We start from the raw sequence: 14,802 nt of genomic DNA, 5'->3' as shown, positions 1-14,802 counted from the left end.
GCAGCGCCGGCAGCAAGCCGACGATCCGCGCAACCGAAGCTAAGGCCCCGCGCCCTCAGTGCAGCGTGCGCGGCATGTGCAGCGCGAATTCGGCGACCGGCGCGTCGAAGCGCTCGCCGTCCTCGGCCACGCAGAAGTAAGCGCCGCGCATGCTGCCCACCGGCGTCGCGATCACCGCCCAGCTCGTGTATTCAAATTGCTCGCCCGGCTTCAGGAGCGGCTGATGGCCGACCACGCCGAGTCCCTTCACTTCCTGCACCTGCTGTTCGCTGTCGGTGATCACCCAGTGCCGCGCGATCAGCTGCGCCGCCACCTGGCCGGTATTGCGAATCGTCAGCGTGTAGGCGAATGCATATTGACGCCGCTCCGGGTCGGATTGTTCCGGCAGATAAGCTGTTTTCACCGACACGCTGAATTCGTACTGGCTCATGGGGTTCCTGCTTCGAAGGTCGACCGGCGCCCCGGCGGGACGCCGCACGGCCCGCCCGGCGGCCCGCTCTGGTCGGCATTCTGCTTGATGCCGCCAGCGCCCGCAACCGCGCGGCAGCCGGCGCCGCCCGCGGCGGTAGAATGGCGGCTTCGCATCAACGCACGCCCCCCGCTACCGACATGACGCAATTCCGCATCGCTCCCAGCATTCTGTCAGCCGATTTCGCGCGGCTCGGCGAAGAAGTCCGCAATGTCGTCGCCGCCGGCGCCGACTGGATCCACTTCGACGTGATGGACAACCACTACGTCCCGAACCTGACGATCGGGCCGCTCGTCTGCGAAGCGATCCGGCCGCACGTGCAGGTGCCGATCGACGTCCATCTGATGGTGCGCCCGGTGGACCGGATCGTGCCGGACTTCGCGAAGGCGGGCGCCAACGTGATCAGCTTCCACCCGGAAGGCTCCGATCACATCGACCGCACGCTGAGCCTGATTAAGGACCATGGCTGCAAGGCCGGCCTCGTGTTCAACCCGGCCACGCCGCTCAACTACCTCGACCACGTGATGGACCGCCTCGATCTGGTGCTGATCATGTCGGTGAACCCGGGCTTCGGCGGCCAGTCGTTCATCCCCGAGGCGCTGCGCAAGGTGCGCGAGGCGCGGGCGAAGATCGACGCCTACCGCGAGCGCACCGGCCGCGAGATCCATCTCGAGGTGGACGGCGGCGTGAAGGTCGACAACATCGCCGAAATCGCCGCGGCGGGCGCGGACACCTTCGTGGCCGGCTCCGCGATCTTCGGCAAGCCCGACTACCGGGCCGTGATCGACGAGATGCGCGCGTCGCTCGCCGGCGTTGCGAAGGGCTGAGCCGATGACGACGATCCGCTTCGCCGCGCCGAGGCTCGCGGCCGCGCTAATCGATCTGGACGGCACCATGATCGACACCGCCGACGATTTCACGGCGGGCCTGAACGCCATGCTCGCCCGGCTGGGCGCCCCGGCCACGACGCGCGACGAGGTCATGCATTACGTCGGCAAGGGCTCCGAGAACCTGATCGCGCAGGTGCTGAAGCCGCGCTTTGCCGAGGCCGAGGCGCAGGCTCGCTTCGACGACGCGCTGGCGATCTACCAGACCGAATACGCCAAGATCAACGGCCGTCACACGCGGCTCTACCCCGACGTCGAGGGCGGCCTGCGCGCGATGCGCGAGGCGGGCCTCGCGCTCGCCTGCGTGACCAACAAGCCGCTGCGCTTCGCCGCCGAGCTGCTCGCGCAATACGCGCTGGACGGCTATTTCGGCGTGGTGCTCGGCGGCGACAGCCTGCCGCGCAAGAAGCCCGACCCGCTGCCGATGCTCGCCGCCTGCGAGCGGCTCGGTGTCGAACCGGCGCTGGCGGTGGCCATCGGCGACTCGGAAAACGACGCGATCGCGGGCCGCGCGGCGGGCCTCGCGACGCTGACGGTGCCCTACGGCTACAACCATGGCAAGGCTATACAAACGATAAATTCGGATGGTATAGTCGGCTCGCTGCTCGTGGCGGCGCAGGTCATCACCGCGCACAATCGCATCGGGCATACCCTCTGATTTGATCTTCCACCGCATGTTTCTGAACAAAAAACGGAGTCTGAGCAGCATCGACCGGGGAGCCTGGCCCTGGCGTCGCTGGTCGCGCTAACCTCGTCGAGGTTCGCCGGAGTTCGGCTCCGGTATCCGTTTTTTGTTTGCTGCGCGTGTCCGCGCCCCGTCCACCGATTCGCCGTCCCGCACCGCCATGCCGTACGCCGCCGCGTCCGGGCAGCGGCTAGGCATGCCGGCGCAGCGCGTGAGCGGAGCGCAAGCCGGTCAGGCTTACGACCGTCCCGCCCCCCCGGCCCGCCGCGCAGCGCCCGCGATTCTCCCGGCACCTTTTGCCGCTCGTCCAGACAGGACCGGAACATGACTGAACTCGAATTCCAATCGCTCGCGAACGCCGGCTACAACCGCATCCCGCTGATCGCGGAGGCGCTGGCCGACCTCGAAACCCCGCTGTCGCTGTACCTGAAGCTCGCGCAGCCCGAGCGCGGCGGCGCCAATTCGTTCCTGCTCGAATCGGTGGTGGGCGGCGAGCGCTTCGGGCGCTACTCGTTCATCGGGCTGCCGGCCCGCACGCTGGTGCGCACCCGCAACGGCGTCTGCGAGATCGTCACCGACGGCCAGGTGGTGGAAACCCACGAAGGCGATCCGTTCGCCTTCATCGAGGCCTTCCAGGCGCGCTTCAAGGTGGCCCAGCGTCCCGGCCTGCCACGCTTCTGCGGCGGCCTGGCCGGCTACTTCGGCTACGACGCGGTGCGCTACATCGAGAAGAAGCTCGCCGACTCGACGCCGCCCGACGATCTGAACCTGCCGGACATCCAGCTGCTGCTGACCGAGGAAGTCGCCGTGATCGACAACCTCGCCGGCAAGCTCTATCTGATCGTCTACGCCGATCCGGGCCGGCCGGAAGCCTACGCGAAGGCGAAGCAGCGGCTGCGCGAACTGAAGCAGCGGCTGCATGCGACGGTGCAGCCGCCCGTCACGTCGGCGAGCGTGCGCACCGAGACGTTCCGCGAGTTCAAGAAGGACGACTATCTGGCGGCGGTGCGCCAGGCCAAGGAATACATCGCGGCCGGCGAGCTGATGCAGGTGCAGGTCGGCCAGCGCCTGACCAAGCCGTTTCGCGACAATCCGCTGTCGCTGTACCGGGCGCTGCGATCCCTGAACCCGTCGCCGTACATGTACTACTACAACTTCGGCGAATTCCACGTGGTGGGCGCCTCGCCCGAGATCCTGGTGCGCCAGGAAAAGCGCGGCGAGGACCAGGTCGTCACGATCCGCCCGCTGGCCGGCACGCGCCCGCGCGGCAACACGCCGGAACGCGACGCGGCGCTCGCCACCGAACTGCTCAACGATCCGAAGGAGATCGCCGAGCACGTGATGCTGATCGACCTCGCGCGCAACGACGTGGGCCGCATCGCGACCACCGGCTCGGTAGCCGTCACCGACCGGATGGTGATCGAGAAGTACTCGCACGTGCAGCACATCGTCAGCTCGGTCGAGGGCACGCTCAAGCCCGGCATGACGAACTACGACGTGCTGCGCGCGACGTTCCCGGCCGGCACGCTGTCCGGCGCGCCGAAGGTGCGCGCGATGGAATTGATCGACGAGCTCGAGCCGGTCAAGCGCGGCCTCTACGGCGGCGCGGTCGGCTATCTGTCGTTCTCGGGCGAGATGGACCTCGCGATCGCGATCCGCACCGGCCTGATCCACAACGGCAACCTCTACGTGCAGGCGGCCGCCGGCGTGGTGGCCGACTCGGTGCCCGAATCGGAATGGCAGGAAACGGAGAACAAGGCGCGCGCGGTGCTGCGCGCGGCCGAACAGGTTCAGGACGGCCTCGACGGCGACTTCTGAACGACGGCTCGCGGCGCCGGACGCGGCTGCCTGCCGTCGGCGCCGCCAGTTGCGGCAGGCCGCGCGCGACTTCGGGCGCCGCCGCGTGCCGCCACCAGGCGGCCGGCCCGGCCCGCGAGTCCCGCTCGGGGACCGGGCCGCCGCGTATCGCGCTGCACTCGCGCGCGGCTTGAGAGACAATGCGCGAAGCCGATTCCTGCTCACCGCCCGCCGTCGTGGCGAGCGGACGCGGTCGCGTCCTCGATCCCGTCCGCCGCGGCCGCCTGAGCGCCCAACCGCACCGTCCATGACCACTTCCCCTCCGGCTCCCGGCGCGTCGAACGCCGCGTGGCAGCGCAATCTCGCCGTCTGTTTCTGCGGCTCGTTCGTCAACATCGTCGCCATGACGCTGCTGCTGCCGTTCCTGCCGCTCTACATCGAGCAGCTCGGCGTGCACGGGCACGCGGCCATCGTGCAGTGGTCCGGCATCGCCTACGGCGCGACGTTCCTTTCCGCGGCGCTGGTGGCGCCGCTCTGGGGGCGGCTGGCCGATCGCTACGGCTGCAAGCTGAACCTGGTGCGAGCCAGCTTCGGCATGGTGGTGGCGATGTCGCTGATCGGGCTGTCGCAGAACGTCTGGCAACTCGTCGCGCTGCGCCTGCTGGTCGGGCTCGCCGGCGGCTACACGTCCGGCTCGTACGTGATCGTCGCCGCCCAGACGCCGAAGGAACGCTCGGCCTGGGCGCTCGGCATGCTGTCCTCCGGGATCATGGCGGGCAACCTGCTGGGGCCGCTCCTGGGCGGAATCCTGCCGCAGTACGTCGGGATCCGCATGACCTTCTTCCTCGCGAGCGGCTTCATCCTGCTCAACTTCGTCGCCACCGCCACCCTGATCCGCGAGGATCGCGACGCGATCGCGGCCCGCCGCCAGCAGGGCGCCGGCAGCGGCGCCGCGCTCGCCGCCGGCACCCGCGGGCTGGTGCTGACCATGCTCGCCACCGCGATGCTGCTGATGTTCGCCAACATGTCGATCGAGCCGATCATCACGGTCTACATGCAGCAGTTGCTCGGCGATGCCGGCAACGTGACGTTCTACGCCGGCCTCGCGATGTCGGCGGCCGCACTGGGCAGCATCACCTCGGCCTCGCGGCTGGGGAAGATCGCCGACCGGATCGGCGCGCTGAAGGTGGTGATCGCCTGCCTCGCCGTGTCGGGGCTGCTGCTGATTCCGCAGGCCTTCGTCACGCACGCCTGGCAGCTCATCGCGCTGCGCTTCCTGATGGGCCTGTCGCTCGGCGGCCTGCTGCCGTGCCTGACCTCGATCATCCGCCACAACGTGCAGGACGGCTCGGTGGGCCGCGTGCTCGGCTATTCCACCTCGGCGCAGTATTCCGGGCAGGTGCTGGGGCCGGTGGCGGGCGGCTTTGTCGGCGGCCACCTGGGGATGCGCTACGTGTTCCTGACGACCTGCGTGCTGCTGCTCGCCAGCGCGCTCAGCAACGCGGTGCTGGGCCGCGCGCCGGCGCGGCGCGCGCGCGGCCGGTCCACCACCGCCTGAAACCGCCCGGCCGGCGGGACGGCTGCCGCCCGGCGCCCGGCTGGCGTGCCGCGTCCAAGCGGCGCGCCTCGCCAGCTGCGGCGCGAGGGTCGCGATCCGGCCAGCCGGCGCGCCGGCGCAAGTTTCCGGCGAGGAATCCCGCGCGATTCCTGCTAGAATGTTCGCCACCATGCGACACAGCAGCCGCTTCCCCTCCGTTCTGCTTCTGTTCGGTTGGCGTTAAGCCAACCGAGACCGCCATTTCTGCCCGCCTCGGGCGCCCGCCATCGCATCCCGTCGCTGCGCGCCGGATGACATGGCTGCGGCAATCCGCTTCTCGCCGCGATCGCGGCAAGAGATACTCATTCGAGCAAGTCATCAAGTTGAGCCCAATCATGCTGCTGATGATCGACAATTACGATTCGTTTACCTACAACCTGGTCCAGTATTTCGGCGAACTCGGCGAAGACGTGCGGACCCACCGCAACGACGAGATCATGCTCGACGAGATCGCCCGGCTCGATCCGGCCGCGATCTGCCTGTCGCCTGGCCCGAGCAACCCGCAGCACGCCGGCATCACGCTCGCGGTGCTGCGCGAGTTCGCGGGCAAGAAGCCGATCCTCGGCGTGTGCCTCGGCCATCAGGCGATCGGTGAGGCATTCGGCGGCCGCGTGATCCGCGCCAAGACGATCATGCACGGCAAGGTGAGCCGCATCGAGACCGACGGCCGCGGCGTGTTCGCCGATCTGCCGAGGCAGTTCGACGTGACGCGCTACCACTCGCTCGCGATCGAGCGCGAATCGCTGCCGGACTGCCTCGAAATCTCAGCCTGGACCGAGGACGGCGAGATCATGGGCGTGCGCCACCGGACGCTGCCGATCGAGGGCGTGCAGTTCCATCCCGAATCGATCCTCTCCGAGCACGGCCACGCCTTGCTCGAGAACTTCCTGAAGCAGGCGCGCGCCGGCAGCGCGCAGCCGGCATGAGCGAGGGCGCGATGATCACTGCGCAGGAAGCGCTGCAACGCACGATCGAGCACCGCGAAATCTTCCACGACGAGATGCTGCACCTGATGCGCATGATCATGCGCGGGGACATGTCGCCCGTGATGGCCGCCGCGATCATCACCGGCCTGCGCGTGAAAAAGGAGACGATCGGCGAGATCGCCGCGGCGGCCACCGTGATGCGCGAGTTCGCGCGCCATGTCGAGGTCTCCGACAATTCGAACTTCGTCGATATCGTCGGCACCGGCGGCGACGGCTCGCACACCTTCAATATCTCGACGGCCACCATGTTCGTGACGGCCGCGGCCGGCGCGAAGGTCGCCAAGCACGGCAACCGCGGCGTGTCGAGCAAGTCGGGCAGCGCGGACGTGCTCGATGCGCTCGGCGTCAACATCGATCTCGCGCCCGAGCAGGTGGCGGCCTCGATCGAGGCGACCGGCATGGGCTTCATGTACGCGCCGAACCACCATCCGGCGATGAAGAACATCGCGCCGGTGCGCCGCGAGCTCGGCGTGCGCACCATCTTCAACATCCTCGGCCCGCTGACCAATCCGGCCGGCGCGCCGAACCAGCTGATGGGCGTGTTCCACCCCGATCTGGTCGGCATCCAGGTCCGCGTGATGCAACGGCTCGGCGCCGAGCACGTGCTGGTGGTCTACGGCAAGGACGGCATGGACGAGGTCTCGCTCGGCGCGGCCACGCTGGTGGGCGAGCTGCGCGACGGCAAGGTCACCGAGTACGAGATCCATCCCGAGGATTTCGGCCTGCAGATGGTGTCGAACCGCTCGCTGAAGGTGGAGAACGCCGAGGAATCGCGCGCGATGCTGCTCGAGGCGCTCGACAACAAGCCCGGCGTGGCGCGCGAGATCGTCACGCTGAACGCCGGCACCGCGCTCTATGCGGCCAACATCGCGCCGTCGATCGCTGCCGGCATCGACACGGCACGCGAGGCGATCGCGAGCGGCCGCGCGCGCGCCAAGGTCGACGAACTGGTACGCTTCACCTGTCAATTCGGGCGCTGAGCGCCCGCCCGCCGGCCGGCACCGCCGGCTCCCCCAACCCATCATGCGGACCGCGCTCCGCCGGAATGCCATGAGCGACATCCTCAATCGAATCATTGCCGTCAAACGCGAAGAAATCGCCGCCGGGCTGCGCAGCACGCCGCTCGAGGCGCTGCGGCTCGAAGCCGAGGCGCGCGGCGCCGACACGCGCGACTTCGTCGGCGCGCTGCGCGCGCAGCACGCGGCCGGCCGCAGCGCCGTGATCGCCGAAGTGAAGAAGGCGAGCCCCTCGAAAGGCGTGCTGCGCGAGCACTTCGTGCCGGCCGAAATCGCCGCCTCCTACGCACGGCACGGCGCGGCCTGCCTGTCGGTGCTGACCGACGAACAGTTCTTCCAGGGCGGCGCGCGCTACCTGCGCGAGGCGCGCGAGGCCTGCGCGCTGCCGGTGCTGCGCAAGGACTTCATCATCGACCCGTACCAGGTGCTCGAGGCGCGCGCGATGGGCGCCGACGCGATCCTGCTGATCGCCGCGGCGCTCGACACGCCGCAGATGCAGGACCTCGAAGCCTATGCGCACTCGCTCGGCCTCGCGGTGCTGGTCGAAGTCCACGATCGCGACGAGATGGCCAATGCGCTGACGCTGAAGACGCCGCTGATCGGCATCAACAACCGCAATCTGCGCAGCTTCGAGACCACGCTCGACACCACGCTCGGCATGCTCGAGATGGTGCCGGCCGAGCGCATCGTCGTGACCGAATCGGGCATCCGCACGCGCGACGACGTCGAGCGCATGAGGCGCGCGGGCGTCCATACGTTCCTCGTCGGCGAGGCGTTCATGCGCGCCGAGCAGCCGGGCGAAGAACTCGCGCGGATGTTCTTCTGAGCCTGCCGAGGCCGCCCATGGCGATCGAAACCGAAATCAAGCTCGCGCTGCCGGCCGGCGCGCACACCGCGGCGCGCCTCGCGCTCGACGCCTGCGCCGGCACCCCGGGCCGCGAGATCACGCTCGTCAACGTCTATTACGACACGCCCGGGCTCGCGCTGGCGCGCGCCCGCAGCGCGCTGCGCGTGCGGCGGGCGCCGCAGGGCTGGCTGCAGACCTTCAAGACGGTCGGCACGGCCGAGGCGGGCCTGCATACGCGCCACGAGTGGGAACTGCCGGTGGCCGGCGACGCGCTCGAGATCGACGCGCTGCTCGCCGCCTGCGACGTGCCGGAGGCCGCCGACGCGCTGCGCGCCGCGGCGCCCGCGCTCGTCCCGCTGTTCCGCACCGATTTCGCACGCACGCTGTGGCGCATCGAGCGCGACGGCACCGCCGTGGAGGCCGCGCTCGATCTCGGCGAGATCGTTGCCGAGGCCGGCGGCGCTACGCGCCGCGAGCCGATCCGCGAAATCGAGCTGGAATTGATCGAGGGCGACGCGGCGGCGCTGCACGCGCTCGCGGCGGAACTCGGCCGCGCGCTGCCGGGCCTCGCGCCCGAGGATCGCAGCAAGGCGCAGCGCGGCTACCAGCTGCGCGCCGCCTGAGGCCCGCGCCGCGCATGGCTAACCGCCCCTCTTCCCGCAAGGCGCCGACGGCCCAGGCCTCGCTGTTCGACGCGCCTGCCGCAGCGGTGGCGCCGCCCGCCGCTGACAAGATCGCGCTGCACGCCGGCGCCGGCCCGGTGCCGCCGCTGCCGCTCGCCGCGCAGTTCGACGCGCTGCCCGCCGCATGGCGCGCGTTGCTGGCGCCGTTCACCGCGAGCGATACCTACGCGCCGCTGTGCCGCTTCGTCGATGCCGAGCGCGCCGCCGGCAAGACGATCTATCCAGCCGACGTGTTCCGCGCGCTGCGCCTGACCGCGCCTGACGACGTGAAGGTCGTGATCCTCGGCCAGGATCCCTACCACGGCGACGATCACGGCACACCGCAGGCGCACGGCCTTGCGTTCTCGGTGCCGCCCGCGGTACGACCGCCGCCGTCGCTGCGCAATATCTTCAAGGAAATCACGGCCAATTTCGGCTACGCCACGCCGCGGCACGGCTGCCTCGATTCGTGGGCGCGCCAGGGCGTGCTGCTGCTCAATACCGTGCTGACCGTGGAGCGAGGCGCGGCGGCGAGCCACGCGAAACACGGCTGGGAGCCCTGCACCGATACGCTGATCCGCGAGCTCGCGCGGCGCCATCGCGGACTCGTGTTCATGCTGTGGGGCGCGCATGCGCAGGCCAAGCGCGCGCTGTTCGACGCCAGCGTGCATTGCGTGCTCGAATCGCCGCATCCGTCGCCGCTGTCGGCGCACCGCGGCTTTCTCGGCAACCGCCACTTCGCGCTCGCCAACGCATACCTGAGCGAGCACGGTCAAGCACCGATCGACTGGCGCCTGCCCGACGAGGCGCAGGTGCTGGCCTGAGCGCCGTGCTCGAGCCGCGCCTGGCGCGTCCGGCGGCTGCGCCGCCCCTCCCCCGCCCCTGATGCAAACAGCCCGATCGGCTAGGGCCGATCGGGCTGTTTGCGTCGGGCCATCGTGCCGCCGCGCGCCGCCGTCAGTTGCCGGGCGCCGCGCCCGGCCCTCAGACCGCGGCGATCGCCTCGCGCGCCGCCGCCAGTCCGGCCGCTTCCGAGTCCGGCCCGAGGTTCAGGCCTTCCGCGTAGATGAACGACACGTCGGTCAGGCCGATGAAGCCGAGGAACGACTTCAGGTACGGCGTCTGCGTATCGTTCGGCGTGCCGAAATACTTGCCGCCGCGCGCCGAGACGACATAGACCTTCTTGCCGGTGATCAGGCCTTCCGGGCCGGTCGCGGTGTAGCGGAACGTGACGCCGGCGCGGGCGATCCAGTCGAAGTAGGCCTTCAGGTGCGAGGAGATGCCGAAGTTGTAGAGCGGCGCGGCGATCACGATCACGTCCGCGGCCTTCAGTTCCTCGACCAGCTCGTCGCTCCGGGCGACGATCGCGTTCTGCTCCGCGCTGCGCTGCTCGGCCGGCGTGAAGAACGCGCCGAGCACGGCGTCGTCCAGATGCGGCTGCGCGTTGGAGAGCAGGTCGCGCACCACCACCTTGGAGCCGGGATTGTCCCGTTCGAGCTTCGCGGTCAGCTCGTCGGCGAGCTGGGTCGAGCGGGCGCCCTGCGAGCGGGCGGCGGAATTGATCTGCAGAATGGTCGTCATGTCGGGGCTCCGTTGGGTGTGCGCTTCCGGTGAAGCGCGAGTTGGGCCATTGTGCGGATGCGTCCAGACCGGAAAAAGCCGGCGCCCGGCGACGGATTGTTGCACCACCGGAACAATCCGCGCCGCTGGAACGATTTCGTTCGTGCTAGCCGCCGAGCCAGCCTTGCTGCCAGCCGCGCCGCGCGGCGGTGCGCGTGTCGGCCGTGAGCCGGTAGCGCACGACGTCCGGCGCGTCGAGCCTGAGCGTCGTCTCACGCAGTTCGTCGCGGCGAAACGCATGAACCTGCACGCGCTCGCCAGGCTGGTAGCGCGCGAGCAGCGCGTCGAGGTTCGCGCCGGTCACGCGCAGGCCGTCGATCGCGATCAGCACGTCGCCGGCCGACAGGCCCGCGCGGTGCGCGGCGCCGCCCTCGTAGACCACGGCCAGCGTGGTATCCGCGCCGCCGCGCACGCGCGCGCCCAGCGACGGCTTCGGGTTCGGCCCCGCCTCGGGCGAGAGCATCACGCCGAACGGCTCGAGCAGCTCGGCCAGCGGCAGGTCGCGCGTGCCGGACACGGCGTCGTCGAACAGCCTGCCCAGCGCCACGCCGGTGGCCTCGGTGATCAGCGCGGCCACCTCGTCCTCGCCCACGCCGCGCGGCTGGCCGTGGTAGAAATCACGGCCGTAGCGCGTCCACAGCAGACGCATCACGTCGTCGAGCGACTTGCGGTTGCGAGTAGCGCCGCGAATCGCCAAATCGAACGCGAGCGCGACGAGCGAGCCCTTGGTGTAGTAGCTGACGATCGCGTTCGAGGCATTCTCGTCCTGGCGGTAATACTTGATCCAGCTGTCGAACGAGCTTTCCGCGACGCTCTGCTTCAGGCGCCCCGTACCGCGCAGCACGCCGCCCACGGTGCGCCCGAGCGCGGCGAAATACTCGTCGCGGCTCATCAGGCCGCTGCGCACCAGCATCAGGTCGTCGTAGTAGGACGTGAAGCCCTCGAACAGCCACAGCAGCGAAGTGTAGCTTTCCTGGCGCAAATCGTAGGGCACGAACGCGGCCGGCTTGATGCGCTTGACGTTCCAGGTGTGGAAGTATTCGTGGCTGCAGAGGGCGAGATAGGTGCGGTAGCCGTCGGTCGTCTCCGGCCGGCCCTTCACCGGCAGGTCGCCGCGGTTGCAGACCAGCGCCGTGGAGGCACGGTGCTCGAGACCGCCGTAGCCGTCGGTGACGGCCTGCGTCATGAACACGTAGCGAGCCATCGGCGCCTTCTTCGTGCGCGGCTCGAACAGCGCGATCTGCGCCTCGCAGATGCGCTTGAGGTCTGCCGCGAGCCGCTCGATGTCGAGCCGCGTCACCCGCCCCGCGATCACCACGTCGTGCGGCACGCCGTGCGCCGCGAAGCTCGCCAGCGCGAACTCGCCGAGCGTGACGGGATGATCGATGAGCTCGTCGTAGTCGTCGGCCAGGTAGTCGCCGAAGCCGTACCGCTTCGTGCCGCGCGCCTCGCGCAGCGCGGTGGCCACGCGCCAGCGGCGCGCGCTATCGCCGGCCGGCCGCTCGATCGCGACCACGCACGGCGCCGCCTCCTGCCCCTCGACGGCGAGGAACACGCTGGTGCCGTTGAAGAAGCCGCCCGTGTCGTCCAGATGCGCGGCGCGCACCGACAGGTCCCAGGCGTAGACCTCGTAGCGCAGCGTCAGCGGGCCGGCCACCGGCGCGGCCTGCCAGCTGTGCTTGTCGGTCTTCGCGATGCGCACCTTGCGGCCCGCCTCGTTGAACGCGCGCAGCGTGACGATGCTGCGCGCGAACTCGCGCACCATGTAGCTGCCGGGAATCCACACCGGCAGCATGAAGCGCTGGCCGTCCGCAGCGGGCTCGGCCACCGTCAGCGTGACCTCGAACAGGTGGGCGGCAGGGTCCTTCGGGACGATCGAATAGCGTATCGGGGTCATCGATGACATCGGCAAGAAGCGGTTCGGATAGCGGGGTCGAAAAGAAAGAGGCGCCTGCGGGACGGCGGCGCCTCTTTGCGCAACGGGGGTGGGGGCGCGGCGCGGACCGCGCGCGTCACTTCACCGAAGCGAGCGCATTGTTCAGTTCGTCGGCGGACACGGCGCCGGGCAGGCGCGTGCCGTCCGCGAGGAAGATGGTGGGCGTGCCCCTCACGTTCAGGCTGCGGCCGAGCGCGAGGTTCTTCTCGAGCGCCGTGGTGTCGCAATTGCCGGCCCCGGCCGGCGGCTGATGGTTGATCATCCAGCCCTCCCAGCTCTTGGCGCGGTCAGACGCGCACCAGATCGCCTTGGACTTGACCGTCGAGTCCGGCGTCAGCACCGGATACAGGAAGGTGTAGACGGTTACGTTGTCCATCGACTGCAGCGTCGATTCGAAGCGCTTGCAGTAAGGGCAATTCGGGTCGGAGAACACCGCGATCTTGCGCGCGCCATTGCCCTTCACGACCTTGATCGCGTTGCCCAGCGGCAGGCTCGCGAAATCGACCTTGTTGATCTCGGCCATGCGCGCCTCGGTCAGGTTCTTGCGCGACTTGGTGTCGACGAGTTCGCCGAGCAGGACGTAATCGCCGGCCGCGTCGCTGTAGACGATCTGCGAGCCCAGGTTGACCTCGTAGAGGCCCGGGATCGGCGACTTCGTGATGCCCTTCACCGTCGCGTCGCCAAGGCGCGCCTGCAGCGTCGCCTTCAGCTTGTCGGTGGTCTGGTCGGCCTGCGCGGTACAGCCCAGCGTGGCGGCGGCGGTCGCCAGCACCAGCGCGGCGATTCGGACTATCGTTTTCATTCAGCAGTTCCTTGGGAGGGCGGTCGTACGCCCGTTAGTGTACGACGGTGGCCGGAGCCTGTCCGATCTGGATGGGCCCGGCCGGCTCATATCGAAATGAGGGCCGTGCGCGACATTTCGCACGGCGCATGGGACCGGCCGGCCACCGTGGTCGACGCCGATCATGGGCGCCGCCGGGCGGACGGCGAACAGGCGCGCGCGGGCGCAGCGACGCATCGGCCGCCCTCAGCCGAGCGCCGTCGCGACCAGCCAGCGCTTGACGAGCGGCTGGGCGCCGACGAGCGCCATGCCGGTGTTGCGCACCGCGCGCGCGAGCGTACCGGGCAGCGCGAACAGCCGCTGCAGGCCGTCGGTGGCCAGCATCAGCGCACGAATGTCCTCGCGCCGGGCGCGCTCGTAGCGGCGCAGCAGCACGAGGTCGCCAAGATCGCGAAACGCCTCGCGCGAAGCGATCGCATCGGCCAGCGCGGCCACGTCGCGCAGGCCCAGGTTCATGCCCTGGCCCGCGAGCGGGTGGATCAGGTGCGCGGCGTCGCCGACCAGCGCCACGCGCGGTGCGACCAGCCGGTCCACCGTCTGCAGCGCGAGCGGAAAACCCTGCGCGGGCGTCACGCAGTCGAGCGTGCCGAGCTGGCGGTGGCTGACGCGCTCGACCTCGGCCGCGAGCTGGGCCGGATCGAGCGCGAGCAGCTGATCGGCATGGGCCGTGTGGGCCGACCAGACCAGCGACACGTGGCCGTCGGGCAGCGGCAGCAGCGCGATGATCTCGCCGTCGCGGAACCACTGCCAGGCCGTTTCGCGGTGCGGCTCGGAGGCCTTGAAGTTGGCCACCACGCCGGTCTGCCGGTAGTCGCGCCGCGCGACGCGCGAGCCGATCTGCGCGCGCACCCACGAATGCGCGCCATCGGCGCCGACCACCAGGTCGGCCGAGAGCACGCCGCCGTCGGCGAGCGTGAGCAGCGCCACGTCCGGCTTCACGTCGAGCCCCTGTGCGCGCGTGTCGAGCCAGGTCAGGTTCGGCTGGAAGCGCAGCGCCGCGTCGAGCCCGCGCTCGACCAGCGACGATTCGCCGATCCACGCGAGTTGCGCGACGGCCGCCTGGAATGCCGAGAAATGCAGTTCGGCCTGCGCGTCGCCGAATACGCGCATGTCGTAGACGGGCGCGAGCCGTTCGTGCTCGAGTGCCTGCCAGACGCGCAGCCGCTCGAGCAGGGCCTGCGAACTCGCGGACAGCGCGTAGACGCGCGCGTCGAAGGACAGGTCGGCCGGACGCGGAGCGGCCGGCTGCGCGAGCAGCGCCGTCCTGAGGCCCGCCTGCGTCATCGCGAGCGCAGCGGTCTTGCCGACAAGGCCGCCGCCGACCACGGCGACGTCGAAGGTCTGGGTATGGGCTGTCATGGCGCGCATTATAGCCGCGCGGCCGCACACGGCCGGCCGTACCGATTTGCGGAAGATCAGCGCCAACGCGGGCAATCCGGGCGCCGCTCGGGCGGCAGCG

General features: G+C 69.8%; 14 protein-coding genes. 9 read left to right on the top strand and 5 right to left on the bottom strand.

All coding sequences use genetic code 11. From position 1 onward, the window contains the following. Positions 1-55: 55 nt before the first annotated feature. Complete coding sequence (gene apaG, locus KS03_RS19335) at positions 56-430, bottom strand: Co2+/Mg2+ efflux protein ApaG (protein ID WP_012734532.1); 375 nt, start codon at positions 428-430, stop codon at positions 56-58. 179 nt (positions 431-609) lie between these two features. Here apaG and rpe point away from each other — a divergent pair, with 179 nt between their 5' ends. The 9 genes from rpe to KS03_RS19290 all read left to right on the top strand — a co-directional run bounded on the left by rpe (position 610) and on the right by KS03_RS19290 (position 9,770). Further along, on the top strand, positions 610-1,296 hold the full coding sequence (gene rpe / locus KS03_RS19330) for a ribulose-phosphate 3-epimerase (RefSeq protein ID WP_012734531.1): 687 nt from the start codon (positions 610-612) through the stop codon (positions 1,294-1,296). A 4-nt stretch (positions 1,297-1,300) separates the two neighbouring features. Continuing rightward, a complete protein-coding gene (locus KS03_RS19325) occupies positions 1,301-2,014 on the top strand; it encodes a phosphoglycolate phosphatase (RefSeq protein WP_012734530.1) in 714 nt (237 codons plus the stop codon). A gap of 351 nt (positions 2,015-2,365) precedes the next feature. Continuing rightward, the gene (gene trpE / locus KS03_RS19320) at positions 2,366-3,859 is read left to right on the top strand and encodes an anthranilate synthase component I (RefSeq protein ID WP_012734529.1); all 1,494 of its coding nucleotides are present in this window, start codon (positions 2,366-2,368) and stop codon (positions 3,857-3,859) included. Positions 3,860-4,145: 286 nt separating this feature from the next. Then, positions 4,146-5,396 (top strand): MFS transporter, encoded by a 1,251-nt coding sequence (locus tag KS03_RS19315; protein WP_012734528.1) that lies wholly within the window; start codon positions 4,146-4,148, stop codon positions 5,394-5,396. Between the two features lie 374 nt (positions 5,397-5,770). Next, positions 5,771-6,361: an anthranilate synthase component II gene (locus tag KS03_RS19310; protein ID WP_012734527.1), complete on the top strand. Its 591-nt coding sequence runs from the start codon at positions 5,771-5,773 to the stop codon at positions 6,359-6,361. A gap of 11 nt (positions 6,362-6,372) precedes the next feature. Then, positions 6,373-7,401: an anthranilate phosphoribosyltransferase gene (gene trpD, locus KS03_RS19305; RefSeq protein ID WP_012734526.1), complete on the top strand. Its 1,029-nt coding sequence runs from the start codon at positions 6,373-6,375 to the stop codon at positions 7,399-7,401. A 70-nt stretch (positions 7,402-7,471) separates the two neighbouring features. Then, a complete protein-coding gene (trpC, locus tag KS03_RS19300) occupies positions 7,472-8,263 on the top strand; it encodes an indole-3-glycerol phosphate synthase TrpC (protein ID WP_012734525.1) in 792 nt (263 codons plus the stop codon). 17 nt (positions 8,264-8,280) lie between these two features. Further along, positions 8,281-8,907, top strand: a complete 627-nt coding sequence (locus KS03_RS19295; RefSeq protein ID WP_012734524.1) for a CYTH domain-containing protein — start codon at positions 8,281-8,283, stop codon at positions 8,905-8,907. Between the two features lie 14 nt (positions 8,908-8,921). Further along, on the top strand, positions 8,922-9,770 hold the full coding sequence (locus KS03_RS19290) for a uracil-DNA glycosylase (RefSeq protein ID WP_012734523.1): 849 nt from the start codon (positions 8,922-8,924) through the stop codon (positions 9,768-9,770). Positions 9,771-9,930: 160 nt separating this feature from the next. On the opposite strand, the gene KS03_RS19285 is transcribed toward KS03_RS19290, so the two are convergent. The 4 genes from KS03_RS19285 to KS03_RS19270 all read right to left on the bottom strand — a co-directional run bounded on the left by KS03_RS19285 (position 9,931) and on the right by KS03_RS19270 (position 14,711). Continuing rightward, complete coding sequence (locus KS03_RS19285) at positions 9,931-10,527, bottom strand: FMN-dependent NADH-azoreductase (protein WP_012734522.1); 597 nt, start codon at positions 10,525-10,527, stop codon at positions 9,931-9,933. A 145-nt stretch (positions 10,528-10,672) separates the two neighbouring features. Then, complete coding sequence (locus KS03_RS19280) at positions 10,673-12,463, bottom strand: M61 family metallopeptidase (RefSeq protein ID WP_012734521.1); 1,791 nt, start codon at positions 12,461-12,463, stop codon at positions 10,673-10,675. 115 nt (positions 12,464-12,578) lie between these two features. Continuing rightward, a complete protein-coding gene (locus KS03_RS19275; RefSeq protein WP_012734520.1) occupies positions 12,579-13,304 on the bottom strand; it encodes a DsbC family protein in 726 nt (241 codons plus the stop codon). Between the two features lie 225 nt (positions 13,305-13,529). Continuing rightward, entirely contained in the window at positions 13,530-14,711 is a 1,182-nt protein-coding gene (locus KS03_RS19270) for a UbiH/UbiF family hydroxylase (protein WP_012734519.1), read from the bottom strand. Positions 14,712-14,802: the final 91 nt, after the last annotated feature.

Origin of the sequence: Burkholderia glumae LMG 2196 = ATCC 33617 (assembly GCF_000960995.1) — a bacterium.
GTDB classification, from domain to species: Bacteria; Pseudomonadota; Gammaproteobacteria; order Burkholderiales; family Burkholderiaceae; genus Burkholderia; species Burkholderia glumae.
This window is presented reverse-complemented; position numbering and strand designations above follow the sequence as displayed.

Coding starts and splice junctions, on each gene's coding strand:
- apaG (WP_012734532.1), bottom strand. CDS start 430: ATGAGCCAGTACGAATTCAGCGTGTCGGTGAAAACAGCTTATCTGCCG.
- rpe (WP_012734531.1), top strand. CDS start 610: ATGACGCAATTCCGCATCGCTCCCAGCATTCTGTCAGCCGATTTCGCG.
- KS03_RS19325 (WP_012734530.1), top strand. CDS start 1,301: ATGACGACGATCCGCTTCGCCGCGCCGAGGCTCGCGGCCGCGCTAATC.
- trpE (WP_012734529.1), top strand. CDS start 2,366: ATGACTGAACTCGAATTCCAATCGCTCGCGAACGCCGGCTACAACCGC.
- KS03_RS19315 (WP_012734528.1), top strand. CDS start 4,146: ATGACCACTTCCCCTCCGGCTCCCGGCGCGTCGAACGCCGCGTGGCAG.
- KS03_RS19310 (WP_012734527.1), top strand. CDS start 5,771: ATGCTGCTGATGATCGACAATTACGATTCGTTTACCTACAACCTGGTC.
- trpD (WP_012734526.1), top strand. CDS start 6,373: ATGATCACTGCGCAGGAAGCGCTGCAACGCACGATCGAGCACCGCGAA.
- trpC (WP_012734525.1), top strand. CDS start 7,472: ATGAGCGACATCCTCAATCGAATCATTGCCGTCAAACGCGAAGAAATC.
- KS03_RS19295 (WP_012734524.1), top strand. CDS start 8,281: ATGGCGATCGAAACCGAAATCAAGCTCGCGCTGCCGGCCGGCGCGCAC.
- KS03_RS19290 (WP_012734523.1), top strand. CDS start 8,922: ATGGCTAACCGCCCCTCTTCCCGCAAGGCGCCGACGGCCCAGGCCTCG.
- KS03_RS19285 (WP_012734522.1), bottom strand. CDS start 10,527: ATGACGACCATTCTGCAGATCAATTCCGCCGCCCGCTCGCAGGGCGCC.
- KS03_RS19280 (WP_012734521.1), bottom strand. CDS start 12,463: ATGACCCCGATACGCTATTCGATCGTCCCGAAGGACCCTGCCGCCCAC.
- KS03_RS19275 (WP_012734520.1), bottom strand. CDS start 13,304: ATGAAAACGATAGTCCGAATCGCCGCGCTGGTGCTGGCGACCGCCGCC.
- KS03_RS19270 (WP_012734519.1), bottom strand. CDS start 14,711: ATGCGCGCCATGACAGCCCATACCCAGACCTTCGACGTCGCCGTGGTC.